18 protein-coding genes are annotated in these 14,571 nt (G+C 64.9%); 5 read left to right on the forward strand and 13 right to left on the reverse strand.

The window, feature by feature from the left end; all coding sequences use genetic code 11:
- Positions 1-30 precede the first annotated feature (30 nt).
- The gene (locus tag CXR29_RS09170) at positions 31-765 is read left to right on the forward strand and encodes a hypothetical protein (protein ID WP_127364374.1); all 735 of its coding nucleotides are present in this window, start codon (positions 31-33) and stop codon (positions 763-765) included.
- Entirely contained in the window at positions 762-1,439 is a 678-nt protein-coding gene (serB, locus tag CXR29_RS09175; protein ID WP_127364375.1) for a phosphoserine phosphatase SerB, read from the forward strand. The genes CXR29_RS09170 and serB overlap by 4 nt, the downstream gene beginning before the upstream one ends.
- 124 nt (positions 1,440-1,563) lie before the next feature.
- On the opposite strand, the gene CXR29_RS09180 is transcribed toward serB, so the two are convergent.
- The 3 genes from CXR29_RS09180 to CXR29_RS09190 all read right to left on the reverse strand — a co-directional run bounded on the left by CXR29_RS09180 (position 1,564) and on the right by CXR29_RS09190 (position 3,695).
- Positions 1,564-2,070, reverse strand: a complete 507-nt coding sequence (locus tag CXR29_RS09180) for a SixA phosphatase family protein (protein ID WP_127364376.1) — start codon at positions 2,068-2,070, stop codon at positions 1,564-1,566.
- Positions 2,071-2,078: 8 nt separating this feature from the next.
- Positions 2,079-2,837, reverse strand: a complete 759-nt coding sequence (gene fabI, locus CXR29_RS09185) for an enoyl-ACP reductase FabI (protein WP_025778413.1) — start codon at positions 2,835-2,837, stop codon at positions 2,079-2,081.
- 147 nt (positions 2,838-2,984) lie between these two features.
- Entirely contained in the window at positions 2,985-3,695 is a 711-nt protein-coding gene (locus tag CXR29_RS09190) for a beta-ketoacyl-ACP reductase (RefSeq protein WP_127364377.1), read from the reverse strand.
- Positions 3,696-3,825: 130 nt separating this feature from the next.
- Between CXR29_RS09190 and CXR29_RS09195 the strand changes: the two genes are divergently transcribed.
- The 3 genes from CXR29_RS09195 to CXR29_RS09205 are packed head-to-tail and all read left to right on the forward strand — an operon-like array spanning position 3,826 to position 5,437.
- Positions 3,826-4,326, forward strand: coding sequence for a DUF3099 domain-containing protein (locus CXR29_RS09195; protein ID WP_127364378.1), 501 nt, complete (start codon positions 3,826-3,828; stop codon positions 4,324-4,326).
- A complete protein-coding gene (locus tag CXR29_RS09200) occupies positions 4,323-4,535 on the forward strand; it encodes a hypothetical protein (RefSeq protein ID WP_025778416.1) in 213 nt (70 codons plus the stop codon). Before CXR29_RS09195 ends, CXR29_RS09200 begins: the two co-directional genes overlap by 4 nt.
- Complete coding sequence (locus tag CXR29_RS09205) at positions 4,532-5,437, forward strand: SURF1 family cytochrome oxidase biogenesis protein (RefSeq protein WP_127364379.1); 906 nt, start codon at positions 4,532-4,534, stop codon at positions 5,435-5,437. The genes CXR29_RS09200 and CXR29_RS09205 overlap by 4 nt, the downstream gene beginning before the upstream one ends.
- Before the next feature lie 34 nt (positions 5,438-5,471).
- Here CXR29_RS09205 and CXR29_RS09210 read toward each other — a convergent pair whose 3' ends face one another.
- The 10 genes from CXR29_RS09210 to CXR29_RS09255 all read right to left on the reverse strand — a co-directional run bounded on the left by CXR29_RS09210 (position 5,472) and on the right by CXR29_RS09255 (position 14,481).
- Positions 5,472-7,070: an ABC-F family ATP-binding cassette domain-containing protein gene (locus CXR29_RS09210; protein ID WP_025778418.1), complete on the reverse strand. Its 1,599-nt coding sequence runs from the start codon at positions 7,068-7,070 to the stop codon at positions 5,472-5,474.
- Positions 7,067-7,765: a ribonuclease H family protein gene (locus CXR29_RS09215; protein ID WP_127364380.1), complete on the reverse strand. Its 699-nt coding sequence runs from the start codon at positions 7,763-7,765 to the stop codon at positions 7,067-7,069. Before CXR29_RS09215 ends, CXR29_RS09210 begins: the two co-directional genes overlap by 4 nt.
- A 176-nt stretch (positions 7,766-7,941) precedes the next feature.
- On the reverse strand, positions 7,942-8,277 hold the full coding sequence (locus tag CXR29_RS09220) for a metal-sulfur cluster assembly factor (protein ID WP_025778421.1): 336 nt from the start codon (positions 8,275-8,277) through the stop codon (positions 7,942-7,944).
- Positions 8,270-8,749: a Fe-S cluster assembly sulfur transfer protein SufU gene (gene sufU, locus CXR29_RS09225; protein ID WP_206516201.1), complete on the reverse strand. Its 480-nt coding sequence runs from the start codon at positions 8,747-8,749 to the stop codon at positions 8,270-8,272. The genes CXR29_RS09220 and sufU overlap by 8 nt, the downstream gene beginning before the upstream one ends.
- A gap of 16 nt (positions 8,750-8,765) precedes the next feature.
- A complete protein-coding gene (locus CXR29_RS09230; protein ID WP_127364381.1) occupies positions 8,766-10,016 on the reverse strand; it encodes a SufS family cysteine desulfurase in 1,251 nt (416 codons plus the stop codon).
- Entirely contained in the window at positions 10,016-10,771 is a 756-nt protein-coding gene (sufC, locus tag CXR29_RS09235) for a Fe-S cluster assembly ATPase SufC (RefSeq protein WP_127364382.1), read from the reverse strand. The genes CXR29_RS09230 and sufC overlap by 1 nt, the downstream gene beginning before the upstream one ends.
- 27 nt (positions 10,772-10,798) lie before the next feature.
- Positions 10,799-11,122: a non-heme iron oxygenase ferredoxin subunit gene (locus tag CXR29_RS09240; RefSeq protein ID WP_101553526.1), complete on the reverse strand. Its 324-nt coding sequence runs from the start codon at positions 11,120-11,122 to the stop codon at positions 10,799-10,801.
- The gene (gene sufD / locus CXR29_RS09245; RefSeq protein WP_101553525.1) at positions 11,119-12,294 is read right to left on the reverse strand and encodes a Fe-S cluster assembly protein SufD; all 1,176 of its coding nucleotides are present in this window, start codon (positions 12,292-12,294) and stop codon (positions 11,119-11,121) included. Before sufD ends, CXR29_RS09240 begins: the two co-directional genes overlap by 4 nt.
- A gap of 40 nt (positions 12,295-12,334) precedes the next feature.
- Positions 12,335-13,765 (reverse strand): Fe-S cluster assembly protein SufB, encoded by a 1,431-nt coding sequence (sufB, locus tag CXR29_RS09250; RefSeq protein WP_127364383.1) that lies wholly within the window; start codon positions 13,763-13,765, stop codon positions 12,335-12,337.
- The gene (locus CXR29_RS09255) at positions 13,762-14,481 is read right to left on the reverse strand and encodes a helix-turn-helix transcriptional regulator (RefSeq protein ID WP_127364384.1); all 720 of its coding nucleotides are present in this window, start codon (positions 14,479-14,481) and stop codon (positions 13,762-13,764) included. The genes sufB and CXR29_RS09255 overlap by 4 nt, the downstream gene beginning before the upstream one ends.
- Positions 14,482-14,571 lie beyond the last annotated feature (90 nt).

Consider the following 14,571-nt stretch of genomic DNA (forward strand, 5'->3'; position numbering starts at 1 on the left):
TCGCAGTCGAGCCGTCTATCCTGGTTCGACATGGACCTGACGACCGACTCACTGCTGCTGACCCTGGCACTCAACCACCGACTGCGCTCGACCCTGCCCCCTGACGAGGTGACCTCTGCCTTCCTCGACGATGACCGTGATGTTCCTCTCATCGTCGCCGATGAGGTCTTCGCCTCGTCCGTCCCCACCGGCCTGCTCCTGTTCATCGCCGAGGCGGCCGCCGCCGGAATCACCCATGCGCGCTTGGCGCTCCACCACCCATCCCTGTCGCACACGACTCCCCCGGTCGATCGCGCCGCCCGGACGAAGGTCGGACGCCACACCGCCCCCGTCGTCCTCCACCGCGGCGACGAACAGGCGGCGATCGCCCTCATCGGCGCCGAGGCGAACGTGGAGATACTCGCGTGTGCGCCCACCGTCTTCCGCCCCGTCACGGTCGGAACCGCTCCGGAGGCGCTGCGGCGGCTGCGGCTGCTGGTGGTGGAAGGGCTGCGCCTCATCGAGACCATCGACGTCCCCGAGGACTGGCAGCAGGGACCGTGGCGCGACTGGCAGGAGGAGCTGTCGACGCTGCATCCGATCTCCCGACTCATCCCCACCGAGGCGGATTCCCGAGCGATCTACGCCGCCCTCGACATCCACCACCGGATGCGCAGCGTGCTCGCCCCTGCGACGGTCGCGCCGGCCGAGTTCGGGGCGCTGCTGTCTCAGCTGCACCCCGCTGCCGCGGACTACATCATGGCTGTGGCTACGATGAAGGGGTGAATGAGACGCCTGAAGCCACCGCCTCCCAGATTCCCGTCCAGCTGCTCGTCATGGACGTCGACTCGACGTTCATCAACGAAGAGGTCATCGACCTCATCGCCGCCCATGCCGGGGTCGGGGACCAGGTCGCCGACATCACCGAACGCGCCATGGCCGGTGAGCTCGACTTCGCCGAATCCCTGGCCGAACGAGTCGCCCTGCTGACCGGGCTGCCGGAGACCGTGCTCGATGAGGTGCGGGAGCAGATCACCCTCACCGAGGGGGCCGCCGACCTGACCTCGGCGGTGCACACCTCAGGTGGTCAGGTGGCCTTGGTCTCCGGCGGCTTCACCGCCATCATCGCTCCCGTCGCCGCACAGCTGGGCATCACCGACGTCTTCGCCAACGGACTCGACATCGATGACGGGAAGCTGACCGGGCGGACGAACGGCCGTGTCATCGACCCGAGCGCCAAGGCCGAGATCTTCGAGGATCTGCTCGCTGCCGGCGGATACGATCGTGCCGCCTCGGTGGCGGTCGGGGACGGCGCCAATGACATCGGCATGATCGAGGTCGCCGGTCTCGGCGTCGCCTTCTGTGCGAAGCCGGCTCTCGTCGCCGCAGCAGACGCGTCCGTGGAGACACGTGACCTGCGAGCCGTGATCGATCTTGTGGCTGCCCGTGCAGACGGGTGAGCGATCTCGTCGAGGGCGTGGCACCGGTGCCATAGACCGCTGACTGACCGAAGACGCCTGTGGCGCTGACGAATGTTTCGTCAGCGCCACAGGTGTCTTGGATCGCGTCGGTCAGTCGGAGTGTTCAGACTCCGTGGAAGACTCGGATCTGCGGGGCAGGGTAGTGTCCCGGCTCCACGTTCCAGCTCTCGAGGTCGAAGACCGCGATCGAGGAGGGACGGAACGCATCCGGAACCCCGCCTACCGGATTGAGGTGACCGACCACCTCGGCGACGGTCGGCTGGTGGCCCACGATATACGCGCACTGCGCATCCGCGGGAATCGAATTGATCGCATCCAGCCAGTCGTCGACGGACCCGGCGTAGAGCGAGGGATCCTCACGCAGGGTCAGCTCACCCGGTTCGTCAAGGTTTCGGCCATAAGCGCGGTTGACCGCTTCGACGACGGCCTGACCGGTCTGCACGGTGCGCCGGGCTGCCGAGGCGATGGCCACATCGGGTGACCAGCGCTCGGCGATCTCGGCTCCGGCTTCGACGGCCTGAGCCAGGCCCTTCGCATCCAGGGACCGTTCGAAGTCGGTGGGACCATGCGCTTCCGCCTTGGCGTGGCGGGCGAGGATGAGCACAGGCATGGGCTGTCTCAGGCTCCGGTGGAGTGGAATCCGCCGTCGACGTGGATCATCTCGCCGGTGGTGGCGGGGAACCAGTCGGAGAGCAGAGCGACGATGGCCTTGCCGGCAGGGGTGGTGTCCTTCTGGTCCCAACCCAGGGGTGCGCGGTCGCCCCACATGTCTTCGAGCGTTCCGAAACCGGGGATGGAGGTGGCGGCGGTGGTCTTCAGCGGTCCCGCCGAGACGAGGTTGACGCGCACACCGTCTTCGCCGACGTACTTCGCGAGGTAGCGGGCGGTCGATTCGAAGGCGGCCTTGGCCACACCCATCCAGTCGTAGACCGGCCATGAGATCGTCGCATCGAAGGTCAGCCCGACGATTCCGGCGCCCTTGTTGAGCACGGGCTTCGCGGCCACGGCGATGGCCTTGAGCGAATACGCGGAGACGTGGATGGCCGCGGACACGGAGTCCCACGGGGTGTCGAGGAAGACCCCGCCGAGGGCGTCCTTCGGGGCGAAGGCGATGGCGTGGACGATTCCGTCGATGTTGCCGCCGAGGCGCTCGGGCAGGGCGTTCAGATCCTCTTCGTTCGTGGCGTCGAGTTCGATGACCTGCGGGGTCTGCGGCAGACGTTCGGCGATCACCTGAGTGATCTTCATCTGGCGGCCGAAGCTCGAGAGGATGACCTCGGCTCCCTGCTCCTGGGCGATGCGAGCAGCGGCGAAGGCGATCGACGCCTCGGTGAGCACGCCGGTGACGAGAATGCGCTTTCCGTCAAGAATTCCCATGGTGGTCCTTTCGAAAGGAAGGTGGTTGCGTGTGCATGACGCCGCTTCGGGCGGTGTCTCTGTATCGAAGTCTACGGGTTGTGGCCCGGCCAGGCCGCATCGTCTGCGGCCCAGGATCCGGTTGTGGCCGGCCCGGCGCCGTCTGGATCAGTGGCCCATTCCCAGCCCGCCGTCGACAGGGATGACGGCACCGGAGATGTAGGCGGCTTCGTCGGAGGCCACCCAGCGGACGACCTTGGCGACCTCGTCGGCCTCGGCGAAGCGCTTGGCCGGAATCGTCGAGAGGTATTCCTTCTGCTGCTTCTCGCTGAGCTCATCGGTCATATCCGTGCGGATGAAGCCCGGGGCGACGACATTGGCGGTGATTCCGCGGGAGCCGACCTCGCGGGTGATGGAGCGGGCGAAGCCGACGAGTCCGGCTTTCGACGCCGAGTAGTTCGCCTGGCCGGGGACGCCGTAGAGTCCCGACACCGACGAGATGAGGACGATGCGGCCCTTCTTCGCTCGGATCATCCCGGTGATTCCGCGCTTGACGATGCGGAAGGCACCGGTGAGATTCGTGTCGATGACGGATTCGAATTCGTCATCGTTCATCCGCATGAGCAGATTGTCGGCGGTGATTCCGGCATTGGCCACGACGACCTCGACAGGCCCGAGCTTGTCCTCGATCTCGGTGAACGCCCGATCGATCGATTCGCTGTCGGTGACATCGGCGGCCACGGCGAGAGCACCTTCGGGGGCCTGACCGTTGCGGGAGGTGACGGCCACCTTGTCCCCCTGGGCGAGGAATTCCTCGGCGATGGTGCGGCCGATTCCGCGGTTGCCGCCGGTGACGAGGACTGTGCGTGGTTCTGACACGTTGGTCTCCTGTTGATCGACTGTGTTCTTCACATCTGTCGTGGACAAACCTATCCTGTTCTTCGGCCGATGGATACGACTCTCACAAAGGACGAGTATCATGTTTGGCAGTCATCGATCGAAGAAGGATATGGTCAGACACGCTCAGCAGATCACAACGGCAGATACCGCCCTTGATGACGATATGCGGTCCCGGATCATCAAGTATTCGATCACCATGGGCATCAGGACGGTCTGCTTCGTGGCCGCCTATTTCGCTTTCGTCGCCGACCTGCACATCCTCATGTGGATCTGCGTGGCAGGTGCGGTCGTCCTCCCCTACCCTGCGGTGATCTTCGCCAATGCGGGCCGCGAACGCACCAGCGATGATCGCTCCGCATTGCTTGATCAGGCCCCGCTGGCGGAGCTGCCGCCGGCGCGCGGTGAGACGATCTCCGGCGACACCCTCGGCGGAGAGAAGGTCGGTGACGAGACGGTCGACGACCCAGATCCCCGAGGCGGCTCCCCTGACGAGACCGATCCAGGCGCGGATCACCAGCACGAAACGATCCGGGGCGAGACCATCCCGGGCGAAACCGTCCGAGGTGAGGCCGTCGACGACAACGACGAGGACAGGAGGGACCAGGTTTGAGCGAGCAGCTGCAGTGTTCGGCGAAGGAATGCCGGGCGTTCGCGACCCGGGCCCTGCTGTGGAACAACCCCCGCGTCCACACCCCGGAGAGGAAGAAGACGTGGTTGGCCTGTGATGAGCATCTCGTCTATCTGCGTGACTTCCTGACGCTGCGCGACTTCTTCATCACCGACGTCTCCGTCGACGAGATTCCAGAGGATGCAGGTTGAGCCGCTATTCCTTCCTCTTCTCCGCACGCTGGCTCAAATACATCGCCATGGCGATCATCGTCATCATCGCCTGCGTGTTCCTCGCCCTGTGGCAGAAGGACCGCCGCGATCAGCGCGAGCAGGAGATCGCGACGATCACCGCGAACTACTCCGCCGACCCCGTCGACATCACCTCGGTGCTCTCGACACCGGATTCCACGCTGGGCACCACCGATGAGTGGACTCAGGTGGAACTGACCGGAGAGTTCTCCGACTCCGACACCGTCCTCGCGCGCAACCGCACAGTCGGAGACGAACCCGGCTTCTATGTGGTGACCCCGTTCGAGATCAGCGGCGGTTCGACGATCGCCGTTGTCCGCGGGTTCACCGCCGAACAGGATTCCGTGCCGCCGGCGCCGCAGGGTGAGCAGACCGTGGTCGCCCATCTGCGTCCCGCTCAAGACGGATCCGAAGATGAGAACCCGAAGGGCCTCATCCGTGCCATCGATCCCGCGCGCATTCCGGGAATGGACGATGCCTATTCGCACGTCTACGTCGAGGCCTCACCGGCCGAGACCGGCGGCTCCCCGGAAGAGGGACTGACCCCGCTGCCGATGCCCGAGCTCGATCCCGGCAACCACCTGTCCTATATGCTCCAGTGGTTCGCCTTCGGAATCATGATCATCATCGCCGTAATCATCTCTGCCCGTCGTGAGCGCAAGGCCGCCGCCGAGGCGGTCGAACACGGCACTGCCGCCGAGAATGACATGGTCGTCATCGACAAGGCCGCGCTCGACGCGGGTGCGAAGATCAGTCAGCCCGGCAGCCGCTATGGCCGCAACCGCTGGGCCTCGCCCACCGTGCGCGGGCAGGCCGAAGCCGATGAGGATGCCCTGTTCGAGGAGCGCTTCCGCTCACAGTGAGGCCGACCGGCTCAGCCGAGCGTGATGAGCCGGCTCAGGCGAGCGTGACGAGGTCGAGGTACGTGTCGTTCCACAGATCCTCGTCGCCGTCGGGCAGCAGGAGCACACGGTCGGGATCGAGCGCGGACACCGCACCTTCATCGTGGGTGACGAGCACGATCGCACCTTCGTAGCGGCGGATCGCTGAGAGGATCTCCTCGCGGGAGGCGGGATCGAGGTTGTTCGTCGGTTCGTCGAGCAGCAGCACGTTCGCACTCGAGACCACGAGCGTGGCCAGCGCCAGACGTGTCTTCTCTCCGCCGGAGAGCACTCCGGCAGGCTTGTGCACATCGTCACCGCTGAACAGGAACGATCCGAGCACATTGCGCACCGCGGTGTCATCGAGATGCGGGGAGTTCCGCGACATGTTCTCCAGCACTGTGCGCTCGAGGTCGAGGGTCTCATGTTCCTGTGCGTAGTAGCCGAGCTTGAGACCGTGTCCGGGCACGACTTCTCCGGAGTCGGGGTCGTCGAGTCCGGCCAGCAGTCGCAGCAGCGTCGTCTTTCCGGCACCGTTGTAGCCGAGTACGACGACTCGTGTGCCCTTGTCGATGGCGAGATCGACACCGGTGAACACCTCGGTCGAACCGAAGCTGCGAGAGAGTCCCTCGGCCGTCAGCGGCACACGTCCGCAGTCGGCCGGGGCCGGGAAGCGCAGATTCGCGACCTTCTCGGTGGCGCGTTCGTCCTCGAGACCGGCGAGCAGACGGTCGGCGCGCTTGGCCATCTGCTGGGCGGCGACGGTCTTCGTCGCCTTCGCCATCATCTTGTTCGCCTGAGCGTTGAGCGCCGCGGCCTTCTTCTCGGCATTGGCACGTTCGCGGCGGCGACGCCGCTCATCGTCCTCACGCTGTTTGAGGTAGAGCCGGTAGCCCATCGAATAGATGTCGATGGTCTGACGGGTGGCGTCGAGGAAGAAGACCTTGTTGACCACTTCGTCGATGAGATCGAGGTCGTGGCTGATGATGATCAGACCACCGGAGTAGGCCTTGAGGTGGTCGCGCAGCCACAGCACGGATTCGGCATCGAGGTGATTCGTCGGCTCGTCGAGGATCATCGTATCCGGGGCCGAGAACAGGATCCGGGCGAGTTCCACACGGCGACGCTGACCGCCGGAGAGCGTCCCGATCTCCTGGCTGATCAGCGCCTCGTCGAGGCCGAGGTTCGCAGCGATCGCGAACGCCTCGGATTCTGCGGCGTACCCGCCGGCGGCGATGAATTCGGCTTCGATGCGCGGGTAGCGGTCGATGGCCTTCGTCGCCACCTTCTCGTCCGGTGAGGCCATCTGCCGTTCGGCCTTGCGCAGACGCTTGACGAGGACGTCGAGGTCACGCACCGAGAGGATGCGTTCCATGCCGGTGGCAGTGAGGTCACCGCTGCGCGGATCCTGGGGCAGATAGCCGACGGTGCCGGAGATCGACACGGATCCGGATTGGGCCGGGTGTCCGCCCATGATCACCTTGGTCAGAGTCGTCTTGCCGGCGCCGTTGCGGCCGACGAGACCGACCCGGTCGCCCTTGTCGACGCGGAAGGACACCTCGGACATGAGGGTGCGGGCGCCGACGGCGACTTCGAGGCCTGAGGCCTGAATCATTCTGTCTCCAAACTGCGGCCGATGAGTTCGGCCAGAAATTCTTGGGGGTGGATGCCGCGGGCCTGGGCCCGGGCGACGAGTTCATCTGCGACTGAGGACGGCACACGGCAGGACACGACAGTGGTGTCCGGCCCGGCTGCTGCGGCCACGGGCGCGACGGAAACGTCGTCCTGAGCAACAGGTTCCGCCGGGTTGTCTGCCTGTTCGCTCGCCGTCGCGGTCGACGTCCCCGCGGGGACGTATCCGGGGCCTTCCGGCACGGGCGTGCCCTTCTGGAAGGCGGTGGCTGCCGCGCGGGCGCGAACGTCGGCAGCCTCGTTGAGTTCGTGGTGGTTGTGTCCTTTGACCCACTCGAACTCGACCGTCCGCCCGCTCAGTTCCTCATCGAGAGACGCTAAGAGGTCCTTGTTGAGGACTTCTTTTCCATCGGCTTTCTTCCACCCTTTGCGTTTCCACCCCGGCATCCATTTGGTCAGGGCGTTGATGACGTACTGCGAATCACAGTATATCTTGAGCTCGTCGTCGCTGTCCGCGGTCGACTGGAGCAGGTCGAGGACGGCCATGAGCTCACCGCGGTTGTTCGTCGCGTTCTTCCACCCGCCGGCGTGCCAGGAGGTGTCGTCGATGTACCAGGCCCACCCGGCGGGTCCGGGATTGCCGAGCGCGGATCCGTCGGCGGCAGCGATGATCGTCAATGGTTCTCCTTGGAAAGTCGGATTCCATTCTTTCACGCCGCTGCCTGGTTCACGGTCCGCGGGGCGGTGATCTCCGCGACCCTGACCGGAGACGAGTGCCGGATCGGACGACAATCGCCGAGGCGGGGCTGACCTTCTCAGGTCGCCCCGCCTCGGCAATGGTGTGCAGTCTTGGATCAGATGTTGAAGCCGAGGGCGCGCATCTGTTCGCGGCCGTCCTCGGTGATCTTCTCCGGACCCCATGGCGGCATCCAGACCCAGTTGATCCGGTAGGCCGGCACGATTCCCTCGAGCGACTGTGCGGTCTGGTCCTCGATGACGTCGGTCAGCGGGCAGGCCGCCGAGGTCAGGGTCATCTCGATCACGGCGGTGCCGTCGTCTTCGACCGAGAGTCCGTACACGAGGCCGAGATCGACGATGTTGACACCGAGCTCGGGATCGACGACGTCCATCATCGCCTCGCGCACTTCGTCGACGCTCGCATTCTGCGGTGCGTCAATGACTTCAGGCATTGTGTTTCTCCTCACGAGCTGCTTGTGCTTGGTTGAGTGCGTCCTTGAACGCCATCCATGCCAGGAGAGCGCATTTGATCCTGGCCGGGAACTTCGACACTCCGGTGAACGCCGCGGCGTCCCCGAGAATCGACTCATCCGCGACCATTGTCCCACGGGAATGCATGAGTTCGTGGAACGCGCCTTCGATCTCGAGCATCTGCGAAACGGAGGAATCCGCGGCCAGTTCGGACAGCACCGAGGCCGAGGCCATCGAGATCGAACAGCCGTCGCCGGTCCAACGCACCGCGACCGTGCCGTCGTCGAGGAGTTCGGTTTCGAGTTCGATCTCATCGCCGCACGTCGGGTTCACCTGATGCGAATGTCCGTGCGGTGACGCTGCGGCGTCACGGAGCAGTTCGGTGTTGCCGATGCGTGCCCGCGACTGGTCGAGGATGACCTGCTGGTAGAGCTGCTGCATCTGTGTGCTCATCGGTTCGCTCCCCTCCTCAGGCGACTCCGAAGAAGGGCCGCACTTCCGCCAGAGCAGAAAGGAAGCGGGTGCAGTCTTCGACGTTGTTGTACAGATACGTGCTCGCCCGCGTCGAGGCGGTGACCCCGAAGCGGCGGTGCAGCGGCTGGGCGCAGTGGTGGCCCACCCGCACGGCGATGCCCTGCGAGTCGAGATACTGTCCGACATCGTGGGCGTGCACGCCGTCGACGTCGAAGGCCACCGTCCCGATCCGGTCCTCGGCCTCGCCGAGGATGCGGATTCCGGGGATCTGGCCGATCCCGTCGAGGAGGACGCGGGCGAGCTCCTTCTCGTGCTCGAGAACATTGTCCAGCCCCACCTCGGTGAGGTAGCCGATCGCGGTCGCGAAGGCCGCCACCTCGGCGACCGGCTGAGTGCCGGCCTCGAACCGCTGCGGAGCGGGCATGAACTCGGTCTCCTCCATAGTCACCGTGGTGATCATGGATCCGCCAGTGAGCACCGGCGGCAGAGCGTCGATCAGCTCCGGCTTGCCCCACAGCGCACCCAGACCAGTGGGTCCGAGCGCCTTGTGCGCGGAGAACGCGGCGAAATCGACGTCGAGGTCGACGAAGTCCACGGGCATATGCGGTACGGACTGGCAGGCGTCGAGCACGACGTAGGCTCCGACGGCGCGGGCCCGTTCGACGAGGCGGTCGACCGGGTTGATCGTGCCGAGGACGTTGGAGACGTGCGTGAACGCAAGCACCTTCGTCGATTCGTCGACGATCGCGTCGAGGTCGGTCAGATCGAGTTCACCGGAATCGGTGACCGGCAGCCAGCGCAGCTGTGCTCCCGTGGAGGCGGCCAGCTGCTGCCACGGCACGAGATTCGCGTGATGTTCCATCTCGGTGACGACGATCGAGTCACCGGGGACGAGAGCGAAGCGCTCTGCGTCGTCTCCCCCGAAGCCGTGGCTGGCCCGATCCATGCCCAGAGCCACGATGTTGAGCGCCTCGGTGGCGTTCTTCGTCCAGCACACCTGCTCCGGTGTCCCGCCGACGAGTCCGGCAGCCGCGATCCGACCGTTCTCGAAGGCGTCCGTGGCCTCGACGGCCAGGGAGTGTGCGCCCCGGTGGACGGCGGCGTTGCGCTGGCCGAAGTACTCGACGAAGGTGTCGATGACGCACTGCGGCTTCTGCGATGTCGCGCCCGAGTCGAGATACGACAGCGGCGACTCCCCCACCCTCACATCGAGGATCGGGAAGTCGCCCCTCAGACGTGAGAACATCAGGCCTTCTGGAAGAAGCGGTCGTAGCCTTCGTTCTCGAGGCGTTCGGCCAGTTCCGGTCCGCCTTCCTCGGCCACCTTGCCCTCGATGATCACGTGGACGTGATCGGGCTTGATGTAGTTGAGGATGCGCGTGTAGTGGGTGATGAGCATGATGCCGACGTCGGTGACGTCCTTGACGCGGTTGACGCCTTCGGACACGATGCGCAGGGCGTCGACGTCGAGGCCGGAGTCGGTTTCGTCGAGGACGGCGAACTTGGGCTTGAGCATCTCGAGCTGCAGGATCTCGTGCCGCTTCTTCTCACCGCCGGAGAAGCCTTCGTTGACGTTGCGCGAAGCGAAGGCGGGATCGACGCGGAGGTTCTCCATGGCCTGCTTGAGGTCCTTGGTCCAGTTGCGCAGCTTCGGAGCTTCACCGTCGATGGCGGTCTTGGCCGAACGGAGGAAGTTCGTCACGGTCACGCCGGGAACCTCGACGGGATACTGCATGGCCAGGAACAGTCCGGCCTTGGCACGCTCGTCGACGGACATCTCGAGGACGTCCTCACCGTCGAGGGTGACCGAACCGGAGGTCACTTCGTACTTGGGGTGGCCGGCCAGGGCGTAGGCCAGGGTCGACTTGCCGGAGCCGTTGGGGCCCATGATGGCGTGGGTCTCGTTCGTGTTGATGACGAGGTTGATGCCGTTGAGGATGGGCTTGAGACCGGTATCGGTGTTAACACCGACGTGCAGGTCTTCGATTGTGAGAGTGGACATAATGATCCTTCTTCTTCGGTCTTGAGGTCAGTTCAGGGTGGTGTTCGGGTCGACGAGGATGCGGCCGGCGATCTCTTTGCAGTCATAGACCGCGACGGGTTCGAACGCCGGCGGATTCACCGGCTTGCCGGTCGTCAGGTCGAACTGCGAGCCGTGCAGCCAGCATTCGATGGTGCAGTCCTCGACGTCTCCTTCGGCCAACGACACCTCACCGTGGGTGCACAGGTCGTCGATGGCGTGGATCGTGCCGTCGGAGTCGCGAGCGATGCAGATCTCGTACTCGCCGACCTCGATGCGCATGGTGCCGCCGGGAGCCACCTCGTCGGTGGCCGCCACGTCGATCATGGTCACAGAACGCTCCGGGACAGTTCGTCTTCGATGCGTTCGTTGAGCACGTCCTCGATCTCGGGGACCTGGATCTTCTGGATCACTTCGTTGAAGAATCCGCGGACCACGAGCTGACGGGCGACGTCCTCGGGGATGCCGCGGCTCATCAGGTAGAACAGGTGCTCCTCATCGAAGCGTCCCACCGAGGAGGCGTGACCGGCACCGGCGATGTCGCCGGTCTCGATCTCGAGGTTCGGCACCGAGTCGGCCCGGGCGCCATCGGTGAGGATGAGGTTCCGGTTGAGCTCGTAGGTGTCGATGTCGAGAGCTTCGGGACGGATGAGCACATCGCCGATCCACACGCTGCGCGCGTCCTTGCCCTGCAGAGCGCCCTTGTAGTGGACGTTCGACTGGGCCTTCGGCGTGTTGTGGTCGATGTAGGTGCGGTGCTCGAGGTGCTGACCGGCATCGGCGAAGTAGAGTCCGAGCAGTTCGGCCTCTCCCCCGGCTGCCGAGTAGCGCACGTTCGTGTTCAGGCGCACCACGTCGCCGCCGAGGGTGATGTGGATGTGCTTGAACTTCGCGTCCTTGCCCACGATCGCATCGTGCTGACCGAGGTGCTGAGAGCCGTCGTCCCACAGCTGCAGCGATACGAAGGTCACGTCCGCACCATCGCCGATGACGAGGGAGACGAGCTCGGAGTACCGGGCCAGTCCCTCGTGTTCGACGACGATGGTCGCCTTCGAGTTCGCTCCGACCGTGATGACGACATGGCCGTGGCCGAGTGCCTCACCGGTGCCGTCGGCGTGGATGATCGCGGCCCGGTCGAGTTCGGTGTCCGCGGGGATCGAATAGTGCGTCACCGCGGAAGCGCGGTTGGCGGCGACGGCCGCGGCGCGGTCCTCGGGTTCGAGGATGCCCAGTTCCTGAGCCGACTCGAGCGAGATCTCCTCGACGGACAGGCCCGCGGGCAGATCCGACTCGAACTTCAGCGTCGCCTCGGTGGCGGTGTCCTCGAAGAACTCGCTGAACTTGCGGACGGGAGAGAAGCGCCATTCCTCCTCCCGGCCGGTGGGCACGGGGAAGTCGGCGACATCGAAGCTGCGTGTGCGCGCATCGCGCTTCGAATCGGGCACCTGGACCTCGGAACCGTGCGAGTGCTCCGAAAGGCCAAGCGGATTGGTGGTATCAGTCACAGATTTACTCCTTTGAGTGCAGTGGGCGCTGGGTCGGGTCTCAGCCGACCGCGCCTTCCATCTGCAGTTCGATGAGGCGGTTGAGTTCGAGGGCGTACTCCATCGGGAGCTCGCGTGCGATGGGCTCGACGAAGCCGCGCACGATCATCGCCATCGCCTCGGTCTCCTCCATTCCGCGGGACATGAGATAGAAGAGCTGATCCTCACTGACCTTCGACACGGTGGCCTCATGGCCGAGTGTGACGTCGTCTTCGCGGATGTCGATGTAGGGGTACGTGTCCGAACGGGAGACGTTGTCGACGAGCAGGGCGTCGCAGAGGACGTTGTTCGACGAGCCTTCGGCGCCCGGGTGCACGTGGACGAGTCCGCGGTAGCCGGCACGGCCGCCGCCGCGGGCCACGGACTTCGACACGATCGACGAATGGGTGTGCGGAGCAGCGTGGATCATCTTCGCGCCGGTGTCCTGGTGCTGTCCCTCGCCGGCGAAGGCCACGGACAGCGTCTCACCGCGGGCGTGCTCACCGGTGAGCCAGATGGCCGGGTACTTCATGGTCACCTTCGAGCCGATGTTGCCGTCGACCCATTCCATGGAGGCGCCCTCTTCGGCAATGGCGCGCTTGGTGACGAGGTTGTACACGTTGTTCGACCAGTTCTGGATCGTCGTGTAGCGGACCTTCGCATCCTTCTTCGCGATGATCTCGACGACGGCCGAGTGCAGCGAGTCGGTCTTGTAGATCGGAGCGGTGCAGCCCTCGACGTAGTGGACCGAGGAACCCTCGTCGGCGATGATGAGCGTGCGCTCGAACTGGCCCATGTTCTCCGTGTTGATGCGGAAGTAGGCCTGCAGCGGGATCTCGACGTGGACGCCCTTGGGGACGTAGACGAACGAGCCGCCGGACCAGACGGCGGTGTTGAGTGCGGCGAACTTGTTGTCGCCGGAGGGAATGATCGACCCGAAGTACTCTTCGAAGATCTCCGGGTGCTCGCGCAGGCCGGTGTCCGTGTCCATGAAGATGACGCCCTGAGCCTCGAGCTCTTCGTTGATCTGGTGGTAGACGACCTCGGACTCGTACTGTGCGGCGACACCGGCGACGAGGCGCTGCTTCTCCGCCTCGGGGATGCCGAGCTTGTCATAGGTGTTGCGGATGTCCTCGGGCAGGTCTTCCCAGGACGTCGCCTGGCCCTCGGTGGAGCGGACGAAGTACTTGATGTCGGCGAAGTCGATTCCGGTGAGGTCGGCACCCCAGTTCGGCATCGGCTTCTTGTCGAACAGACGCAGAGCCTTGAGCCGACGCTTGAGCATCCACTCCGGTTCGTCCTTGAGCTTCGAGATGTTGCGGACGACTTCCTCGCTCAGGCCGCGGGTCGCGGTCGCGCCGGCGTCGTTCTCGTCGTGCCAACCGTATGCGTACTGCCCGAGGTCTTTGAGCTCGGGATTCGCATCGATGATCCGATTTCCTGTGTCAGTCATCGTGAACCTCCTTGAGGTCGATCATTGCTGTGGATGAGTGGTCTGGTCAGTTCCGAAGTCGGAATGTGGGTGGTGCACACATGGTCGCCCTGCGCCAACGAGGACAGCCGGCGTACGTCGACGCCGAGGTAGTCGGAGAACATCGCGAGTTCCGCTTCGCAGATCTCCGGGTACTCCGCCGCCACGGCCTGGATCGGGCAGTGCCCCTGGCACAGCTGCATCGCCTCCAACGGGGTCCCGGCCGCAACCGGTGTCGCCGAGGCGGCGTACCCTTCCCGTGTCAGCGCTGCGGCGAGAGCGCGTGAGCGTGACGCCACTGTGGTGCCGCCGCGCTTGTCGAGTTCCGGTCCGAGGCGGTCCCGCAGACGGCCGACGAGGTCTTCGGTGAAGTCCTCCACAGCCGACTTGCCGTGCTTGTCCTCCATGAAGCGCAGGATGTTCACGGCCAACTCGTCGTAGGAATGACTGACCGAATCGTGTCCGGCCGTCGTGACCACATAGTGCCGGGCCGGTCGGCCCCTGCCCGCCTGTTTGCCGGCGAGTTCACGGACCTCGATGAGGCCCTCGCTCTCCAGTGCGTCCAGGTGACGACGGATCGCCGCGGGAGTCAGCTCAAGGGCTTTGGCCAAAGACGAAGCAGTGATCGGCCCTTCGTCGAGCACCGACTGGAAGACCTTCTGCCGGGTGCGGCGATCTTCCGTGTCGTTTGCAGCCATAATCCACCTCCTTGACTAACACAACAATATTGTTGCGTAATTTGTTTCGTAAAACTAGGTGAGCCTAACCACCGCTCGCGTCGCGCGCGG

This window comes from Brevibacterium linens (genome assembly GCF_003999335.1).
GTDB lineage: Bacteria > Actinomycetota > Actinomycetes > Actinomycetales > Brevibacteriaceae > Brevibacterium > Brevibacterium linens.

Bases quoted from the DNA above. Each gene is read 5' to 3' on its own strand.
- CXR29_RS09170 (WP_127364374.1), top strand. From the start codon at position 31: ATGGACCTGACGACCGACTCACTGCTGCTGACCCTGGCACTCAACCAC.
- CXR29_RS09180 (WP_127364376.1), bottom strand. From the start codon at position 2,070: ATGCCTGTGCTCATCCTCGCCCGCCACGCCAAGGCGGAAGCGCATGGT.
- fabI (WP_025778413.1), bottom strand. From the start codon at position 2,837: ATGGGAATTCTTGACGGAAAGCGCATTCTCGTCACCGGCGTGCTCACC.
- CXR29_RS09195 (WP_127364378.1), top strand. From the start codon at position 3,826: ATGGTCAGACACGCTCAGCAGATCACAACGGCAGATACCGCCCTTGAT.
- CXR29_RS09210 (WP_025778418.1), bottom strand. From the start codon at position 7,070: ATGATTCAGGCCTCAGGCCTCGAAGTCGCCGTCGGCGCCCGCACCCTC.
- CXR29_RS09220 (WP_025778421.1), bottom strand. From the start codon at position 8,277: ATGCCTGAAGTCATTGACGCACCGCAGAATGCGAGCGTCGACGAAGTG.
- sufU (WP_206516201.1), bottom strand. From the start codon at position 8,749: ATGAGCACACAGATGCAGCAGCTCTACCAGCAGGTCATCCTCGACCAG.
- CXR29_RS09230 (WP_127364381.1), bottom strand. From the start codon at position 10,016: ATGTTCTCACGTCTGAGGGGCGACTTCCCGATCCTCGATGTGAGGGTG.
- sufC (WP_127364382.1), bottom strand. From the start codon at position 10,771: ATGTCCACTCTCACAATCGAAGACCTGCACGTCGGTGTTAACACCGAT.
- sufB (WP_127364383.1), bottom strand. From the start codon at position 13,765: ATGACTGACACAGGAAATCGGATCATCGATGCGAATCCCGAGCTCAAA.
- CXR29_RS09255 (WP_127364384.1), bottom strand. From the start codon at position 14,481: ATGGCTGCAAACGACACGGAAGATCGCCGCACCCGGCAGAAGGTCTTC.